The organism is Hydrocarboniphaga sp. FW305-C-57 (assembly GCF_058783045.1).
This window is the reverse complement of record NZ_JBYSYG010000004.1, coordinates 125,367-143,310: the sequence shown is the minus strand read 5'-3', so window position 1 is coordinate 143,310 and position 17,944 is coordinate 125,367. Positions and strand designations below refer to the sequence as shown.

The 17,944-nt window shown below is 66.8% G+C and carries 11 protein-coding genes; 9 read left to right on the top strand and 2 right to left on the bottom strand.

The genetic code is table 11. The features are described from left to right. Window positions 1-18 precede the first annotated feature (18 nt). Both AC3WUM_RS10105 and ubiB read left to right on the top strand, forming a co-directional pair. Window positions 19-633, top strand: coding sequence for a ubiquinone biosynthesis accessory factor UbiJ (locus tag AC3WUM_RS10105; protein ID WP_492410146.1), 615 nt, complete (start codon window positions 19-21; stop codon window positions 631-633). After that, window positions 630-2,252 carry a ubiquinone biosynthesis regulatory protein kinase UbiB gene (gene ubiB / locus AC3WUM_RS10100; RefSeq protein ID WP_492410145.1) on the top strand — a complete coding sequence of 541 codons (1,623 nt, stop codon included), beginning with the start codon at window positions 630-632 and terminating at the stop codon, window positions 2,250-2,252. Before AC3WUM_RS10105 ends, ubiB begins: the two co-directional genes overlap by 4 nt. 75 nt (window positions 2,253-2,327) lie before the next feature. On the opposite strand, the gene AC3WUM_RS10095 is transcribed toward ubiB, so the two are convergent. Beyond that, window positions 2,328-3,671, bottom strand: coding sequence for a S41 family peptidase (locus tag AC3WUM_RS10095; protein ID WP_492410144.1), 1,344 nt, complete (start codon window positions 3,669-3,671; stop codon window positions 2,328-2,330). Window positions 3,672-3,931: 260 nt separating this feature from the next. Between AC3WUM_RS10095 and AC3WUM_RS10090 the strand changes: the two genes are divergently transcribed. From AC3WUM_RS10090 to ybaL, 4 genes are all read left to right on the top strand, one after another. Next, a complete protein-coding gene (locus tag AC3WUM_RS10090; protein WP_492410143.1) occupies window positions 3,932-4,588 on the top strand; it encodes a TetR/AcrR family transcriptional regulator in 657 nt (218 codons plus the stop codon). A 43-nt stretch (window positions 4,589-4,631) separates the two neighbouring features. Further along, the gene (locus AC3WUM_RS10085) at window positions 4,632-7,121 is read left to right on the top strand and encodes an acyl-CoA dehydrogenase (RefSeq protein WP_492410142.1); all 2,490 of its coding nucleotides are present in this window, start codon (window positions 4,632-4,634) and stop codon (window positions 7,119-7,121) included. A gap of 152 nt (window positions 7,122-7,273) precedes the next feature. Next, entirely contained in the window at window positions 7,274-8,032 is a 759-nt protein-coding gene (locus tag AC3WUM_RS10080; RefSeq protein ID WP_492410141.1) for a DUF3108 domain-containing protein, read from the top strand. A gap of 106 nt (window positions 8,033-8,138) precedes the next feature. Beyond that, window positions 8,139-9,785 carry a YbaL family putative K(+) efflux transporter gene (ybaL, locus tag AC3WUM_RS10075; RefSeq protein WP_492410140.1) on the top strand — a complete coding sequence of 549 codons (1,647 nt, stop codon included), beginning with the start codon at window positions 8,139-8,141 and terminating at the stop codon, window positions 9,783-9,785. A gap of 3 nt (window positions 9,786-9,788) precedes the next feature. Here the strand turns inward: ybaL and AC3WUM_RS10070 are convergent, their stop codons facing one another. Continuing rightward, entirely contained in the window at window positions 9,789-11,255 is a 1,467-nt protein-coding gene (locus tag AC3WUM_RS10070) for an aldehyde dehydrogenase family protein (RefSeq protein WP_492410139.1), read from the bottom strand. Between the two features lie 127 nt (window positions 11,256-11,382). On the opposite strand from AC3WUM_RS10070, the gene AC3WUM_RS10065 reads away from it, so the two are divergent. The 3 genes from AC3WUM_RS10065 (at window position 11,383) to AC3WUM_RS10055 (ending at window position 17,800) form a co-directional block, all read left to right on the top strand. Then, on the top strand, window positions 11,383-13,827 hold the full coding sequence (locus AC3WUM_RS10065) for a sensor histidine kinase (RefSeq protein WP_492410138.1): 2,445 nt from the start codon (window positions 11,383-11,385) through the stop codon (window positions 13,825-13,827). Further along, window positions 13,828-16,251, top strand: coding sequence for a GGDEF domain-containing response regulator (locus tag AC3WUM_RS10060; protein WP_492410137.1), 2,424 nt, complete (start codon window positions 13,828-13,830; stop codon window positions 16,249-16,251). It abuts the gene before it with no gap. Window positions 16,252-16,396: 145 nt separating this feature from the next. Next, window positions 16,397-17,800 carry a WS/DGAT/MGAT family O-acyltransferase gene (locus AC3WUM_RS10055; protein WP_492410136.1) on the top strand — a complete coding sequence of 468 codons (1,404 nt, stop codon included), beginning with the start codon at window positions 16,397-16,399 and terminating at the stop codon, window positions 17,798-17,800. Window positions 17,801-17,944: the final 144 nt, after the last annotated feature.

Below are 17,944 nucleotides of genomic sequence, written 5' to 3'. Positions count from 1 at the left end.
GCTACGCGGCGCGCTGAGATGGCGCCATCGCTGGTCTGCGCCGGCCTCGAAGTGGCGCTCAACCGTTACCTGCAACTCGAGCCCGCCGCGCTCGAGGATTGCGCTCGCATGGCCGACAGCAGCATCGAGCTGCATCTGTCGGGCTTCGAATGGCGGATGTTCATCGAGTTCGACGCGCGCGGCGTGCGCGTGCTCAACGAACGTCGCGAAGCCGCGAGCGTGCTCGTGAGCGGTCCGCCGCCCGCGTTTGCGAAGCTTGCCCTCAAGCGCGGACACGAAGGCGGCGTGCCGGCCGGGCTCGACGTGCAGGGCGAAGCCGAAGTGCTGCAGCGCTTCCGCCGCCTGCTCGGTCGCGTCGGCTTCGACGTCGAGGAATGGATCGCTCCGTTCATCGGCGACGGGGCCGCGCATCGCGCCGCGCAAGGGCTCAAGTCGCTGCTCGGCTGGACGCGTCGCAGCACCGACACGCTCGCGCAGAACACCGCCGAATATCTGCGCGAGGAAACGCGCGATCTCGCGCGCGGTGTCGACGTGGAAGAATGGATGGACGATGTCGATCGCCTGCGCGAGCGCATCGATCGCTTCGAGGCGCGCCTCGCACAGCTGGAACGCAACAAGGCGCACAAGCCATGAGCATCAAACGTCTGCAGCGCATGTGGACGATCCAACGCGTCGCGCGTCGCTACGCACTCTACGAGTTCATCGGCAAGCCGCCGAAAAAGCCGGACCCGCGTCCGCGCGGCGAGCGGCTTCGCCTCGCCTTGCAGGAACTCGGGCCGATCTTCGTCAAGCTCGGCCAGGCGCTGTCGACGCGGCCCGACGTGCTGCCGCCCGACATCGCGATCGAACTCTCGCTGCTGCAGGATCGCGTGCCGCCGTTCCCGGGCGAGGAAGCCAAGCGCATCGTCGAGCAGGCGCTCGGCAAGCCGATCGACGAGCTGTTCGACGAATTCGATCCGGTGCCGCTCGCATCGGCCTCGATCGCGCAGGTGCACACCGCGCGCCTGAAGCCGACCGGACCGAAGGACCCGGGCTTCGAAGTCATCGTCAAGGTGCTGCGTCCGGGCATCGAGAAAACCATCCACGACGACGTGCAGCTCATGTATCTGCTCGCCGACCTGGCCGAGCGCTTCAACGCCTCGGCGCGCCGCGTGCGTCCGCGTGCGATCGTCGCCGAGTACGAGAAGATCGTCTTCGACGAACTCGATCTCATGCGCGAAGCCGGCAATGCCGCGCAGCTGCGCCGCAACTGGCTCGGCTCGGAACTGATCTATCACCCGGCCGTGTTCTTCGATTACACGCGCGCCAACGTGCTCGTGATGGAGCGCATCCGCGGCATCAGCATTCGCGAGCTCGATCGCCTGCGCGCCATGGGCGTGGACTTCAAGGTGCTCGGCGAGCGTGGCGTGGAGATCTTCTTCAAGCAGACCTTCCGCGACAATTTCTTCCACGCGGACATGCATCCGGGCAACATCTTCGTCGACGCGAGCAACGTCAGGAATCCGAGCTACATCGCGGTGGATTTCGGCATCGTCGGCCAGCTGTCGGTGCAGGACCAGCGCTATCTCGCGGAGAACCTGCTCGCCTTCTTCAATCGCGACTACCGGCGCGTCGCCGAGCTGCATCTCGAATCCGAATGGGTGCCGTCCGAAACGCGACTCGAGGATTTCGAAGCCGCGATCCGCACGGTTTGCGAGCCGATCTTCCAGAAGCCCTTGAGCGAGATTTCGTTCGGCGTGTTCCTGCTGCGGCTGTTCCAGGTCGCGCGGCGCTTCAACTACCAAGTGCAGCCGCAGCTCGTGCTGCTGCAGAAGACGCTGCTCAACATCGAAGGCCTCGGTCGCCAGCTGTATCCGGAGCTCGATCTCTGGAAGACCGCCAAGCCGATTCTCGAGGACTGGATGCGCAGCCGCATGGGGCCATCGCGCTTCATCAACCAGGCGCGTCGCGACATTCCGGCGCTCGCCGAATCGCTGCCGCTGCTCGTGCAGCAGCTCACGCGCAGCTTCGAGCGCGGCGAAGGCTTCGACGGACGCCTGCGGCACTCGATCGAAAAACTGCGTGACGATCTGCGGCAGCAGCGTCGCAGTCAGCGTCGCACGCTGATCGGCGCGGCCCTGATCGTCTCGGCCGCGGTGCTGTGGGCTTTCGACGGCGTGCGTCCCGAGCTCATCGCCGGCGCTCCGCTCGCGACCTGGGTGCTCGCGGCGATCGGCGTCGCGCTGTGGTGGAAGCCGCGCGACAGGCGCTGAGCGTTCCGTTCTGCAAGTGGAGGCACAAACGAAAAGACCGGCTCATCGCCGGTCTTTTCGCATCCGCTGCCGTTATTACTTCTGCATGAGCGCCTGGCTCACGGTGATGCCCTTGAGCAGGGTCAGCGCTTCGTAGAGCGAGTAGTCGTTCAGCGCGAGCTGGGCTTCGTCCTCTTCGACCTTCTTGGCCGCATCGACCGCCGCCTGATCGACGACCTTGGCCTTCTCGTTGACGAGGCTGCCCTTGAGGTCGGCTTCCTTGATCGAATCGAACTGCGGCGCGTCGTCGTCCTTGGCGACCTTGAGCGGACGCACGACGACGTCGGGCTCGATGCCTTCGGCCTGGATCGAGCGGCCCGACGGCGTGTAGTAGCGCGCCGTGGTGAGCTTGATCGCCGACTCGTCAGACAGGCGCATGATGGTCTGCACGCTGCCTTTGCCGAAGCTCTTGGTGCCGAGCACGATCGCGCGCTTCTGGTCCTGCAGGGCGCCGGCGACGATTTCGGCCGCCGAGGCCGAGCCGCCGTTGATCAGCACCACCACTGGCTTGCCGTCGAGCAGATCGCCCGGCCGCGCGTTGAACTCGCGGTTCTCGCCGGCTTCGCGCGAGCGCACCGAGACGATGCTGCCGCTGTTGAGCAGCGCATCGGAAACGCGGATCGCCTCGTCGAGCGCGCCGCCCGGGTTGTTGCGCAGGTCGAGCACGATGCCCTTGACCGGGTTCTTGGCGTCGGCGGCGAGCAGTTTCTTGAGCTCGTTCTCGAAGGATTCGCCGGTCTTCTGGTTGAAGCTGCTGATGCGCACGTAGCCGAACTGCGGCTCCAGCGTCTTGCTGCGCACGCTGACGAGCTTGATGTTGTCGCGCTTCAGATCGAAGGTCATCGGCCCGGTCTGGCCTTCGCGCGCGACCGTCAGCACCACCTTGGTTCCCGGCGTGCCCTTCATCTTGCTGACCGCGTCGGTCAGCGACAGGCCCTTCACGGGCGTGTCGTCGATCTTGACGATGTAATCGCCCGGCTTGATGCCGGCCTTGGCGGCCGGCGTGTCGTCGATCGGCGAGATCACGCGCACGAGGCCGTCCTGCATCTGCACCTCGATGCCGATGCCGCCGAATTCGCCCTTGATGCTGGTTTCGAAGCTCGTGAACTCCTCGCCGGCCAGATAGGCCGAATGCGGATCGAGGCCCGAGAGCATGCCGCGCAGGGCGTCGTCGAGCAGCTTCTTGTCGTCGACCGGCTCGACGTAGCCCTGCTTCACCATCTCCATCACACGGACGAAATTCTGCAGGTCCTTGACCGGCAGGGCGCCGGCCGCGGGGCTGGCGGTCTTCTCGGCGAGCACGCCGCTGGTGATGCTGGCGCAGGTGCCGATCAACACGCCGGCGGCAAGCGCCAGCGGAACACGAAGCCGGTTAGGCATGAAGACGCGTACTCCAGATTTTCAGGCTGCTGAAAAGAAAAGCGAGCGTAAGCGCTCGCTTGCCGACGATAGCACATAGACCCGGCCGTTCCGGCGCGGTTCAAAGTCGTTTCAGCAATGTGTACAGATCAACTGTTGTTCCGTCCGGCGCGCCGCGACCGGTTGTCACTATGGCGACTGAACCCCTTAGCGTACTGACCCATACTGCCCCGTATCGTTATACCCATCGTCAAAATACGTCGCCGTACGGAGCTGAGCCCATGACCGAAGTCACGACCGCCACCAAATCCGCCAATCGCGCCACGCTGACCGCCGCCAACTGGGCCGAAGCGGCGCTCGACGCCATTGCCGAAAACGGCATCGAAGCGGTGGCGGTCGAACCACTGGCACGCCGGCTCGGCGTGACCAAGGGCAGCTTCTACTGGCATTTCACGCATCGCGAAGCCCTGCTGCACGCCGCCCTCGAGCTCTGGGAGCGTCACGAAACCGCCGACGCCATCGCCCGGGCCGAGAGCGCGCCCGACGCGCGCGAGCGCATGCTCTCGCTGTTTCGCCAGCTCGCGAGCATGGACCGCCGCTCCGAGCGCGTGCTGCTCGCACTTTCGGGCTCCGACAACGCGGCCGCGCGTGCCTGCGTGCAGCGTGTGACCGAATGCTGGCGCTCGTACATCCAGGACGGCTATCGCCTGCTCGGCTGCACCGAAGCCGAAGCCCGCTACTGGGCCACGCTCGCGCACTGCACGCACATCGGCACCGTACGCATGCGCCGGGACAACCCGGACGCGCTGCCGACCGGCCCCGATTTCAACGACTACCTGCGCTTTCTGATCAAGACCCTGCTGCCGCGCGAGCTGCACGTCGAGGGTCCGGGCTCGCTCAACGGCACGCAGGCGCCGTCGGGCCAGGTCTCTGTCTGAGCGCAGGGAGCCGATCCGGTTTTCCGTTCGTAAGGAGCATTCCATGTCCTTCGTTATCGCTGCTGTAGCTGTCATCGCCGTGGCCTGGGTTCTGGCCTTTGTCGGCGCTCCGCTGTGGTTGTGGACGGTGCTGTCCGCCTCGGCATACGCGGCCGGTGTCGCGACCGGGGGGCTCGGCACTGCCGGGGCCGCCGTGCTCGGCGTTCCGCTCGCGGTGCTCGTGCTGCTCAACATCGTGCCGCTGCGCCGCGCGATCCTGACGCGGCCGATCTTCGGCGCCTTCAAGAAGGTGCTGCCCGAGATGTCGTCCACCGAGCGCGAGGCGCTCGAGGCCGGCGACGTCTGGCTCGAAGCCGAAATGTTCCGCGGCCGGCCCAACTGGTCGAAGCTGCTCGACTTCCACTACACCAAGCTGACCGACGAGGAGCAAAGCTTCCTCGACCATGAGTGCGAAGAGCTCTGCAAGCTCGTCGACGACTGGAAGGTCGAGTTCGAGGACAAGGACCTGCCGCCGCAGGCCTGGGCCTACATCAAGGAGAAGGGCTTCTTCTCCATGCTGATCAAGAAGGAATACGGCGGTCTGGGCTTCTCGGCCGCTGCGCAGTCGGCCGTGGTGACCAAGCTCGCGACGCGCAACATCTCGCTCGCGGTGACCGTGATGGTGCCGAACTCGCTCGGCCCCGGCGAGCTGCTGATGCACTACGGCACCGACGAGCAGAAGAAGCAGTGGCTGCCGGGCCTGGTGTCGGGCGAGGAGATTCCGTGCTTCGGCCTGACGGGTCCGGAAGTCGGCTCCGACGCGACCGCGATGCCGGACAGCGGCGTGGTCTGCTACGGCGAGCACGAAGGCCAGCGCGTGCTCGGCATCAAGCTCAATTTCTCGAAGCGCTACATCACACTCGCACCGGTGGCGACCGTGGTTGGCCTGGCGTTCAACCTCAAGGATCCGCAGGGCCTGCTCGGCGACAAAACAAAGAGCGATTACGGCATCACCTGCGCGCTGGTTCCGGCCAAGCACGAGGGCATCCAGATCGGTCGCCGCCATTTCCCGGGCGCGGCCTTCATGAACGGCCCGATCTTCGGCCGCGACGTCTTCATTCCGCTCGACTGGATCATCGGTGGTCCGGCGATGGCCGGTAAGGGCTGGCGCATGCTCGTCGAGTGCCTGTCGGCGGGCCGCGGCATTTCGCTGCCGGCGCTCGCCACGGCCGGCGGCCAGGCCGCGTTCCGCATGACCGGCGCGTACAGTCGCGTGCGTCGCCAGTTCAAGATGGCGATCGGCAAGTTCGAAGGCGTGCAGGAAGCCACCGGCCGCATCGCCGGCAACGCCTACACGCTCGAGGCCATGCGCGTGCTGACGGCTTCGGCGGTCGATCACTGCGCCCCGTCGGTGGTGACCGCGATCGCCAAGTACCACATGACCGAGCTGCTGCGGAAATCGGTCACGGACGCGATGGACGTGCTGTCGGGCCGCGGCATCCAGCAGGGTCCGCGCAATCCGATCGCGACCGCCTACAAGGTGGTGCCGGTGGCGATCACGGTGGAAGGCGCGAACATCCTCACGCGCAACCTGATGATCTTCGGCCAGGGCGCGATCCGCTGCCACGAGTACGTGTTCCCCGAGATGGAAGCCGCGCGCGAGAACGATCTGGCGGCTTTCGACAAGCTGCTGTTCGGGCACGTGGGCTTTTCGATCAACCGCGGCGTGCGCGCGCTGACGCTCGGTCTGACGGGTTCGGCGCTCGCGAAATCGCCGGTCTCGGGCCCGATGGCGCCGTACTTCAAGCAGCTCGAACGCTTCTCGGCCGCGCTCGCGTTTTCGAGCGACGTGACCATGGGCGTGCTCGGCGGCGAACTCAAGCGCAAGGAGCGCCTGTCCGCGCGCCTCGGCGACGTGCTGTCGCAGCTCTACATCGGCTGCGCGGTGATCAAGTTCTTCATCGAAAACGGCCAGAAGGCCGAGGAACTCGACCACGCGCGCTGGGCGCTCGACAACTGCCTGTTCGAGATCGCCAGGGCCTTCGAAGGCTTCTTCGACAACTTCCCGGCTCGGCCGGTCGCCGCCGTGCTGCGCCTGGCGGTGTTCCCGCTCGGCAATCACTACAAGCCGGTGTCGGATCGCCTGAACCAGAAGCTCGCCGACGCGATGATGGAGCCGTCCGATCTGCGCGATCGCATGAGCCATCTGGTGTTCCGCAACGGCGGCCCGGGCGATGCGGTGTCCAAGCTCGAGCGGGCCTTCGAACTGCTGCAGACCGCCGAAGCGCCGTACACCAAGTTCTTCAAGGCGCTGTCGAAGGGCGAGTTCGCGGGCAGCGACACCACCTCGCGACTCCAGGAAGCGGTCGCCCGCGGCCTGCTGAATCCGCAGGAAGCCGCGCTGGTGGCCGAGTACGACGCGCTGCGCTACGAGGTGATCCTGACCGACGACTTCGCACCCGAATACATCAAGGGCGATTTCAGCGTCGGCGCCGCCGAGGCCGAGCGCGCGAAGGTGCTCGAGTTCACGGGCGGTCGCAACCGCGTGGCTTGAGGCGGCGGCCATGCGGACGAAAAGGCCGGGATTCCCGGCCTTTTCGTTTTGGGCCGCAATCGCCCACCATGCACTCCGGCATTCATGTTTCTCGCCTACGCTCAAACTCCGGTAGCCTTAAGCCCATCATGAACACTCGATTCCGCCTTCACATGCGTCATCGATGGCCTGCCCTCGTGGCCGGCTGCCTGAGTCTGCTGCCGTCGATTCCGGCTTCGGCGCTGTCGCCCGAGCTGCTGGTGTCGACCACCACGCAGTACGAGGTCTACCGCGACAACAAGCAGCTCGGCGAAGGCAAGATCGAGCTCAAGCCGGCCGGCACGCCGGACTGCTGGTCGTACAGCCAGGAGGCATATCCGAACGCCTGGCTGCGCTGGCTGTCGGGCGACATCCTCGAGCAAAGCCACGTCTGCGTCATCGACGGTCAGCTGCGGCCGGTGGCCTACCGTTACAACCGCAGCGGCGTGGGGGCGAGCAAGGAGAACTTCTCGCTGCGTTTCGACTGGGCGAAGAAGGAAGTCGTCTATCAGAACGGCAACGTCAAGCCGCTCACCGACGGCGTCGTCGATCGCCTGAGCATGCAGCTGGTGCTGCGCGACTGGCTGCTGACCGAGCATGCCGCCACCGGCCACGAGCCGACCGGCACCAAGGAAGTGAAGTACGCCGATCGCAAGAAGCTCGACAGCTATGTGTTCCAGATCAAGGCGCACGAGGAAGTGAAGACGCCGGCCGGCAACTTCAAGACCGTGCGGCTCGATCGCATCGACAACGACAAGCGCCGCGCGCAGTTCTGGCTGTCGCCCGACAACGGCTACATCGTCGTCAAGGCCGAGCAGCAGAAGGAGGACGATCCTCCGCTCAAGCTGCTGCTCAAGAAAATGCCGACGACGAGTCCGACGAACTCCAAGTAGGTTCGACGGCTCGCTGCGGGGTGGCGCGCATGCGGAACGCCGCCAGGATCGAAGTGCGATGCGAAGGCGGGCCTCGCAAGCCTGCTCCGGGAGCCCGAGGCCAGGCATGGTGCACCACACGCCCTTGATCGCCACGCTCTGCGCCGGCCTGGTGCTGGCGTTCGTTCTCGGCTGGATCGCGAGCCGCATCCGGCTGTCGCCGCTCGTGGGCTATCTGATCGCCGGCATCATCATCGGCCCGTTCACGCCGGGCTACGTCGCCGACCAGGAACTGATCCCGCAGCTCGCCGAACTCGGCGTGATCCTGCTGATGTTCGGCGTCGGCCTGCATTTCTCGCTTGACGATCTGCTGTCGGTCAAGCACATCGCCATTCCGGGCGCACTCGCGCAGATCGCGGCCGCCACCGCCATGGGCGCGGTGATGGCCTGGCTGCTCGGCTGGGGCTGGGGCGCGGGTCTGGTATTCGGTCTGGCACTGTCGGTGGCGAGCACGGTGGTGCTGCTGCGCGCGCTCGAAGAGCGAAGGCTGGTCGAAACACCGCGCGGCAAGATCGCGGTGGGCTGGCTGATCGTCGAGGACCTCGCGATGGTGCTCGCGCTCGTGCTGCTGCCGGCCTTCGCGCATGGAGCGCAGCAGGACGACGGCAGCTTGCTGATCACGATCGCGATCACGCTCGGCAAGGTCGCGGCTTTCGTCGCCTTCATGCTGCTGGTCGGCCGGCGCGTGATTCCGGCGCTGCTCGAGCGCGCGGCGCGCAGCGGATCGAAGGAGCTGTTCACCTTGTCGGTGCTGTCGATCGCGCTCGGCGTGGCCTTCGGCTCGGCGATGCTGTTCGGCGTCTCGTTCGCGCTCGGCGCGTTCTTCGCGGGCATGGTGCTCAACGAATCCGAGCTCTCGCACGATGCGGCGCGCGATTCGCTGCCGCTGCGCGATGCCTTCGCGGTGCTGTTCTTCGTCTCGGTCGGCATGCTGTTCGACCCGAGCATCCTCGTGCGCGAGCCGCTGCAGGTGCTCGCGACCTGCCTGATCATCGTCACCGGCAAATCGCTCGCGGCGTTCGCGATCGTGCGCCTGTTCGGCCATCCGGCGACGGTCGCCAACACCATCGCCGTGAGCCTCGCGCAGATCGGCGAGTTCTCGTTCATCCTCGCGGCGATGGGGCTCGATCTGGGGCTCATCGAAAAGCCCGCGCAGGATCTGATCCTCGCCGGCGCGATCCTGTCGATCCTGCTCAATCCGTTGCTGTTCGTGCTGCTCGACCGGCGCGAGCAGAAGCTCGCGATCGATCGGCCTCGTCCGATGGCGCCGCTGACCTGGCACAACCACACGGTGCTGATCGGCTTCGGCCGCGTCGGCTCGCTGATCGCCGATGGCCTGGCCGAAAGCCCGCGTGAACTTGTGGTGATCGAAACCCAGGACGTGCCGGCCGACAACGCGCGCGCACGCGGCATTCCGGTGATCTACGGCAACGCGGTCGCGCCGGACCTGCTGAGCGCCGCGGGCATACAGCGTGCCGGCACGCTGCTCGTGGCCTCGCCGAACGTGCTCGAATCGGCGCGCATCATCAAGCTCGCACGCAAGCAGAAGCCCGATCTGCACATCATCGCGCGCGCCCACTCGGTCAGCGACGAGGCTTACCTGAAAAAGCGTGGCGCCAACGAAACCGTCATGGGCGAACGCGAGATCGCGCGCTGCATGGCGGCGCTCGCGATGGCCTCGCGAGTGCCGAGCCAGGCCGAAGATCTCACCTGATCGTTAGACGAGCTTCATCAGCAGCTCGCCGACCCTGCGCGTGAAATTCGTATACGGCGGATAGAACAGCGACGCGAGCTGGTAGCGGTTGCGCACGACGGCGCGCTCGTGCGTGAAGGCCTTGAAGCCGTAGATGCCGTGCGCGTTGCCGATGCCCGAGTTGTTGACGCCACCGAACGGCAAGCGTCCATGCACGAACTGCACGACCGAATGATTGATGCAGGTTCCGCCGGCGCTCGTGCGCTGCAGCACCGAGCGGATCGTCGGCTCGTCCTTGCTCCAGATGTAGAGTGCGAGCGGCTTGGGCTGCGCATTGATCTCGGCGATCACCGCATCGAGCTCGCTGTAGCCCACGATCGGCAGCAGTGGCCCGAAGATCTCCTCGCTCATGATGCGGGCTTCGGCCGGAATGTTGGTCAGCAGCGTGGGCGCGACGAAGCATTCGCCCTGGTCGACGCTGCCGCCGCTGAGTACCAGGGCGCCGCGCTGCTTCGCGTCTTCGAGCAGGCCCGCGACGCGCTGGGTGTGGCGCTGGTTCACCACGCGCGCGAGATACGGCGAGCTCATCTGCGCCTGCGCGGTTTCGCCGTACGAGCTCGCGAGCACTTCGCGGCAATGGCGGACGAATTCGTCCTTCACGCTGTCGTGCACGAAGACGTGATCGGGCGCGATGCAGGTCTGCCCGTTGTTGGTGTACTTGCCCCACAGGATGTTGCGCGCGGCGGCTTTGAGATCGGCGCTCGCATCGACGATGGTCGGCGACTTGCCGCCGAGTTCGAGCGTCACGCTCGTCAGATGCTTGGCCGCGGCCGCCATCACCACCTTGCCGATCGCCGGGCTGCCGGTGAAGAAGATGTGATCGAACGGCAGTTCGAGCAGCGCGGTGGCGACGCTCGCATCGCCGTCGAAGATCGCCACTTCGTCTTCGGAGAACAGCTCGCGCACGAGCTTGACCATCACCGCGGTCAGGTGCGGCGTCATTTCGGACGGCTTGAGGATCACGGTGTTGCCGGCCGCGATCGCCGACACCAGCGGGCCGAAGGTCAGGTTCACCGGATAATTCCACGGCGACATGATCAGGCAGCGGCCCTTGGGTTCGTGCTGCACCCAGGCCTGGGTGCCGAACATCATCATCGTCGGCGCGACGCGCTGCGGTTTCATCCAGCGCTTGAGGTGACGCAGCGCATCGTTGGCTTCGGCGACGACGGGCAGGATTTCGGTCAGGTCGACTTCGGCCGCGGGCTTCTTGAAATCACGCATGCCGGCTTCGTAGAACAGCGGCCGCGCATCGAGCACGGCCTGCTTGAGCCGGCGAATCTTCGACGCGCGTTCCTCGCGCGTGGAACTGCGCAGCCTCAGCGCGGTTTCGCGCTGGCGTTCGAAGACGCGTTGAATCGACCGTGCGGTTTCATTGGCGTTCGCATGGCTCTGCGAGCCGGGCAGATACGACACGTTGGCGTTGCTCGTCATGGTGGCTCCGCGTAATCGAACGATCGGTCAGCAAGGGGCGATGAGTATAAATGCTCTATGCATCCAGGTCTGCCGTTGCGCCGCATGATGCCGATAAGCCTTGATGCCCGCTGCAAGGACACCGGCGTTGAACACGGCGGATTTCCCAAAGACCGAGCGATCAAAAAAAGCCGACTCCTGGTCGCGCTGGATCGCCGGCGGCTTGCTTGCGCTCGCGGTGCTGACGGTCGCGAGCTGGACGCTGTTGCAGCATTACAGCGCGCGCGCGCTGAGCCGATGGCTCGATCGCAGCCTCGCCGATTCGGTCGACAGCGTGGTGGACTCGGTGGAAGCGCACGGCGCGCTCGCCGCGATGATCGCCGACCGTCCCGAGCTGCGCGCGCTGTTGCGCGAACTCGCCGGTCAGCCCGACGACACCGCGCAGCGCGCCCGCCTGCGCGAGCAGCTGCAGCAGTTTTCCGGCCACGGTTTCAGCGCGATCGAGCTGCTCGCGCCCGATGGCCGGCGACTCGCGACGGTCGGCGAGCCCGACCAGCGATCGCGGCCGGGCCTGCCGGTGCTGAGCCCGTACGACATCGAGCTGCGCTGGACGCCCGAGGCGATCGTGCTGCGCTTTCGCGAGCGCATCGCTGACGGGCGCGGGCCGCTCGCCGACCTGGTCGCCGATCAGCCCCTGTCGCGCTTGCGTCCCGGTGCCCAGGACGAGCCCGGGTTGCAGCTGTGCCGGCCGCTCGATGGCGACCTCGAGTGCTTGCCGCGACGTGGTGGCGACACGTTGCAGCGCGTCGCGTCGTCGAAGCTGCCGGAGCCGCTGCGCGAGGCGGTCGCGTCCCGGCGTCCGCTTCCTGACCGCGATATGGCCTTGGTGGTCGGCCATGTGGCGTACGCGCCGATCACTGGTCTCGGGCTGGTGGCGGCGCTCGACGTCGGTCGCGTGGAGCGCTACGCCGCCTTGCGCGATGCGTTCGAGGTGTCGGTGCTCGCGCTGATCCTGGCGATGTGCGGCGGCTGGTTGTTGCGCCGCCGGCTCGGGCCGCTCGCGAACCGGTTGCGGGCCGGCAAGGCCGCGGAGTTGTCGCTGCGCGAGTCCGAGCAGCGCTTCCGCAGCACCATGGAGCACGCGCCGATCGGCATGGCGCTGATCTCGCTGAGCGGCCATTGGCTCGAAGTGAACGCGGCGGTGTGCTCGATGACCGGCTACAGCGCGCCGCAACTGCGCCGGCTGCGCTTCCACGACATCACGCATCCCGACGATCTGGAGGCCGATCTCGGCCAGGCGGCGCAGCTCGTCGAAGGGCGCATCAGCAGCTACCAGATCGAGAAGCGCTACATCCATCGCCAGGGCCAGGTGATCTGGGTGCTGCTCGCGGTGTCGCTGGTGCGCGGTGCCGACGGCAAGCCGCTCTACTTCATCGCGCAGATCAAGGACGCCGGCGAGCGTCAGCGCCTGCGCTCGGCGCTGGCCCTGCAGTCGGCCATCGTCGATTCGGCGCAGGCGGCGATCATCAGCGTCGACGCCGACGGGCTCATCGTCAGTTTCAACAAGGCCGCGCAGCGGCTGCTCGGCTACCGCGAGGATGAGGTGATCGGCCGCCTGCGCGCCGAAGCCCTGCACGATCCTCAGGAAATGGCGGCGCACGCCGCCTGGCTCAGCGAGCGCTTCGGCCGCCGAGTCGGCACCGGCTTCGAGGCGCTGACGGCCTATCTGCATGTGCACGATGCCGATCATCGCGAATGGCAGTACGTGCGCAAGGACCGCGTGCGCGTGCCGGTGCTGCTGTCGTCGACGGCCCTGCGTGACGAGAACGGCCGCGTCACCGGCTTCGTCGGCATCGCCAGCGACATCAGCCAGCAGAAGCGCAACGAAAGCGAGCTCAAGGCCGCGCTCGAAGAAAAGGAGACCCTGCTGCGCGAGGTCTACCACCGTGTGAAGAACAACCTGCAGGTGGTCGGCAGCCTGTTCAACCTGCAACTGCGGTCGCTGCCGCCGGGCCCGGCGCAGGCGGTGCTCGCCGATGCGGCCGATCGCGTGCACACGATGGCCCTGCTGCACGAAAAGCTCTATTGCTCGCCGACGCTGTCGGCCATCGACCTCGACGATTATTTCGGCGACCTGCTGCATCGCATCGCGGTTTCGACCGCTGCGGCCGAGCGCGGCATCGACGTGCAGAGCCACTGCGTGCGCCTGCAGATCGGGCTCGATACCGCGGTGCCGCTGGGCCTGATCGTCAACGAACTGGTCGGCAATGCGCTCAAGCACGCATTCCCCGACGCCCGCACCGGCCGGGTCCGGTTGCGCGTGGAAGTCGAGGGTGACGGCATCGTGCTGAGCGTCGACGACGACGGGGTCGGTCTTCCGGCGGACGGCCGGCACCTCTCGTCGGCTTCGCTCGGGCTGGTGCTCGTGCGCTCCCTATCGTCGCAGCTGGATGCGGATTTCGCGCTCGAATCCGGCGCCGGAACGCTGGCCAGGCTGCGGCTTTCGCGATCACGTGCATCGATCGCGCCCGAAGCGGACTTCGAAGCTTCGCGCCGATCAGGCGGATCGGCTTCGGGTGCAGAGGAGCGGTAGATGGCAGCAGTACTGATCGTCGAGGACGAAGCGATCGTCGCGCTCGACCTGTCGAACCAGATCCAGGATCTGGGCCATAAGGTGGTCGGCATCGCCGACAACGCCGAGGCGGCCGTGCGCCTGGCGACGCAGCACCGGCCCGATCTGGTGCTCATGGACGTGGTAATCAAGGGCGATCGCGACGGCATCGAGGCCGCCAGGCCGATCCACGACGAGCTCGGCATTCCGGTCATCTTCCTGACCGCGTTCAGCGATACGAAGACGATCGACCGGGCCACGCAGGTCGGGCCTTTCGGCTATCTCAACAAGCCGTTCCAGATTCGCGAGCTGCGCGCCGCGATCCAGCTCGCGGTCTACAAGGGCCAGATGGAAGCGGGCTTGCGCGAATCCGAACAGTGGTTCGCCTCGGCGCTGCGCTGCGTCGGCGACGGCGTGGTGGCGAGCGACGAAGACGGCAGCGTGCGCTTCATGAATCCGGCCGCCGAACGCATCACCGGCTGGACGCTCGCCGAAGCCATCGGCAAGCCCGTGAGCCAGGTCATGTGCTTCGCGAGCTTCGACATGGAGCCCTCGCCGACTGGCAACGAACCGGCTCCGCGCGAGTTCGGCAGCGTCATGGTGACGCGCAGCGGGCGCACGATCCGCACCGACGAATCGTCGGCTCCGATCCACGATCGCTGGGGCCGCGAACTGGGCCGGGTCACCGCGTTTCGCGATGTCTCCGAGCGCATCCGCACCGAACAGTCGCTGCGTGAATCCGAGCAGCGCTTCCGCAGCGCCTTCGATCACGCCCCGACCGGCATGGCGCTGGTCGGCCTCGACGGCAAGCTCGAGCAGGTCAACAAGGCTTTTTGCGAGCTGCTCGGTTACGACGCGCGCAAGCTGCTGTCGACGACGCAGGAGCGGCTGTCGCATCCCGAGGATCGGTCGATCGAACGCCAGCAGCTGCATCGGCTGTTCGGCTCGGGGCTGTCGTCGATCCAGTTCGAGAAGCGCTACCGGCGCGCGGACGGCAGCACGATCTGGGGCCTGGTGTCGGTGTCGCTGTTGCGCCAGTGGGAGCGGCCGTGGCGCTACCTGTACCAGGTCAGCGACCTGACCGAGCGCCGCCGCGTCGAAACCGAGCTCGCGCGGCTCGCGCATCAGGACAGCCTCACGGGCCTGGCGAATCGCGCCGGGCTCTCGCAGGAGGCCGAGCGCCTGATCACGCTCGCCGGCCGCAGCCGGGCGCCGCAGCAGATCGGCGTGATCTACATGGATCTCGACCGCTTCAAGCAGGTCAACGACACGCTCGGCCACGAGGTCGGCGACCGGCTGCTGCAGGTCGTCGCCGATCGCCTGCGCAGCTCGGTGCGCGAGGGCGATTGCGTCGCGCGGCTGGGCGGCGACGAGTTCGTGCTGCTGCTGCCGGACGTGCATGGCGAGGCCGACGTCGCGGCGATCGCCGAGAAGCTGCGCCAGCAGGTGCAGCAGCCGATCGCCTCCGAAGACAACGCGCTGCTCGTCACCACCAGCATGGGCGTGAGCCTGTTCCCGCGCGACGGCGGCGATCTGACCACGCTGCTGCGCTGCGCCGACAGCGCGCTCTACGAAGCCAAGGCCGGAGGCCGCGACACCGTGCAGGTGTTTCGCAGCGACATGCTCACGCGCCTGCAGGAGCGCTTCGCGATCGAGCGCGGATTGCGCGGCGCGGCCGAGCGTGGCGAGCTGAGCCTGCATTATCAGCCGGTGATGTCGATCGGCGGCGAGCATCCGGTGGCGGCCGAGGCGCTGCTGCGCTGGCAGCATCCGGAGCGCGGCCTGCTGAGTCCGGCGGCGTTCTTCGATATCGCCGAGGACAGCGGCCTGAGCCTGGCGATCGGCAACTGGGCGGTTCGCCACGCCTGCCATGATGCGATGGCCTGGCCGGAGATCGGCGGCAAGGCGCTCGCGGTCTGCGTGAACCTGTCCTCGCGCCAGTTCCGCTCGTCTCAGCTCGTCGGTGAAGTGGCCAGCGCCCTGCGCGAAAGCGGCCTGCCGCCGCAGCGGCTCTGGCTCGAGATCGGCGAGAAGCAGCTGCAGGGCAATTCCGAGCAGAGCCTGGCCGTGCTCAACGCGCTCAAGTCGCTCGGCGTGCAGATCGTCATCGACGACTTCGGTACCGGCTATTCGTCGCTCGCGCATCTCAAGCGCTTCGGCCCGGTGACGCTCAAGATCGATCGCAGCGTGGTCGAGAGCATCGTCGACGATCCGGACGACGCGGCGATCGTGCGCGCGGTGATCGGCGTCGCGCGCAGCCTCAAGGTTGGGGTCGTCGCCAAGGGCATCGAGACCGCGGCCCAGCGCGATCTGCTCGCAAGCGAGGGCTGCGCCGGGGGCCAGGGCTGGCTCTATGCGCGGACCCAATCGGCCGCCGATTTCAGCGAGTGGCTGCGCCTGCACTGAGCGCGAGGGCTCGCCTGCCGGCGCCCGCAGCCAGGTCTGCCGATCGATAGTGCGCGTTGAACGGCCATTGTCGGCCTCGCCCACGGGTGCTATGTAGCTGCGCCCGGCTCCCGCTGCCGGAGCCATAACGACAATGGAGAAGCGCATGGCGAGGCAGATGAATCCGCTGGATGCGTCGTGGCTGTTCGTGGATTCGCCGCGCACGCCGATGCAGGTCGGCGTGCTCGCCATCTTCTCGCTGCCCGACGACGCCGGGCCCGATTTCATCAAGAACCTGTTCGCGCACCTGCGCAAGCCCGCGGGCTTCGCGGCGCCGTTCAACCTGAAGTTGCGCGGGTCGCGCCTGCTGCCGGGTGCCCATCGCCTGATCCCGTCGTGGGTCGAGGAAACCCGCATCGATCTCGATTACCACCTGCGCCATTCGGCGCTGCCGCAGCCTGGTGGCGAACGCGAACTCGGCGTGCTGATCTCGCGCCTGCATTCGTATCCGCTCGATTTCGGAAAGCCCTTGTGGGAATGCCACATCATCGAAGGGCTCGAGAACGATCGCTTCGCGCTGTACATGAAGATGCATCACTCGCTCGTCGACGGCGTCGGCGGCATGCGCATGCTGAGCCGCCTGCTGTCGGCCGACCCGAACGTGGCCGATCTGCCGCCGCCGTGGGTTGCGGGCTCGGGCGAAAAGAGTCGCGCGGGCAAGTCGGCCGGTGCGAACTGGCAGCAGCTGATCGATCAGGCCAGGCGCCAGGCGCAGTTCGTGCCGAGCCTGGCGAAGGCGATCACCGACACCTGGAAGGAATCGCTGCAGCATCGCCACCCGGAACTCGGCTCGCCGTTCCGCGCGCCGCTGTCGCTGCTCAACGGCAAGATCGGCGCGCAGCGCCGCTTCGCCACGCAGCACTACGATCTCGCGCGCATCCGCGCGCTCGCCAAGCGCGCCAAGGGCACCGTCAACGACGTGTTCCTGTGCATGTGCGCGGGCGCGCTGCGGCGCTATCTCGAAGAGCTCGGCGTGCTGCCGGACGAGCCGCTGACCGCGGGCCTGCCGGTGTCGGTGCGTGCGAACGACGACGTCGGCAGCGGCAACGCGATCAGCTTCATCATCGCCAACCTTCACACGCACATCGCCGATCCGCTCGAGCGTCTCGCCGCCATCCGCAAGAGCACGCAGCTGGCCAAGCAGCGTTTCCAGAACCTGCCGCGCGAGGCCATCAACAGCTACACCTCGCTGTTCATGGCGCCGTTCATGCTGCAGCTGCTCAGCGGGCTCGGCGGCCTCACGCGGCCGATGTTCAACATCACCATCTCCAACGTGCCGGGTCCGGACACGATCCGCTATTTCAACGGCGCGAAGATGGAGCAGATGTATCCCGTTTCGCTGCTCGCGCACGGCCAGGCGCTCAACATCACCGTGGTCAGCTACGCCGGTCAGTTCAACGTCGGCTACACCGGTTGCCGCGACACGCTGCCGCACGTGCAGCGCCTGTCGGTCTATACGGGCGAGGCGCTCGAAGAGCTCGAGTCCCTGCTCGGCCCATCGGGCGACTGACTTTTTGGACGGCTCGCTGAACTGTGATTCGGCTCACAGTTCAGCCTTCTGAGCCGCTTGTCCGTCAGCGCCCGTAAAGGCAATTTCTTCCCCGGGGCATGTTCCGGGGGGAACGTCACATGGCGCTGTCGCTGCTGGGCGATC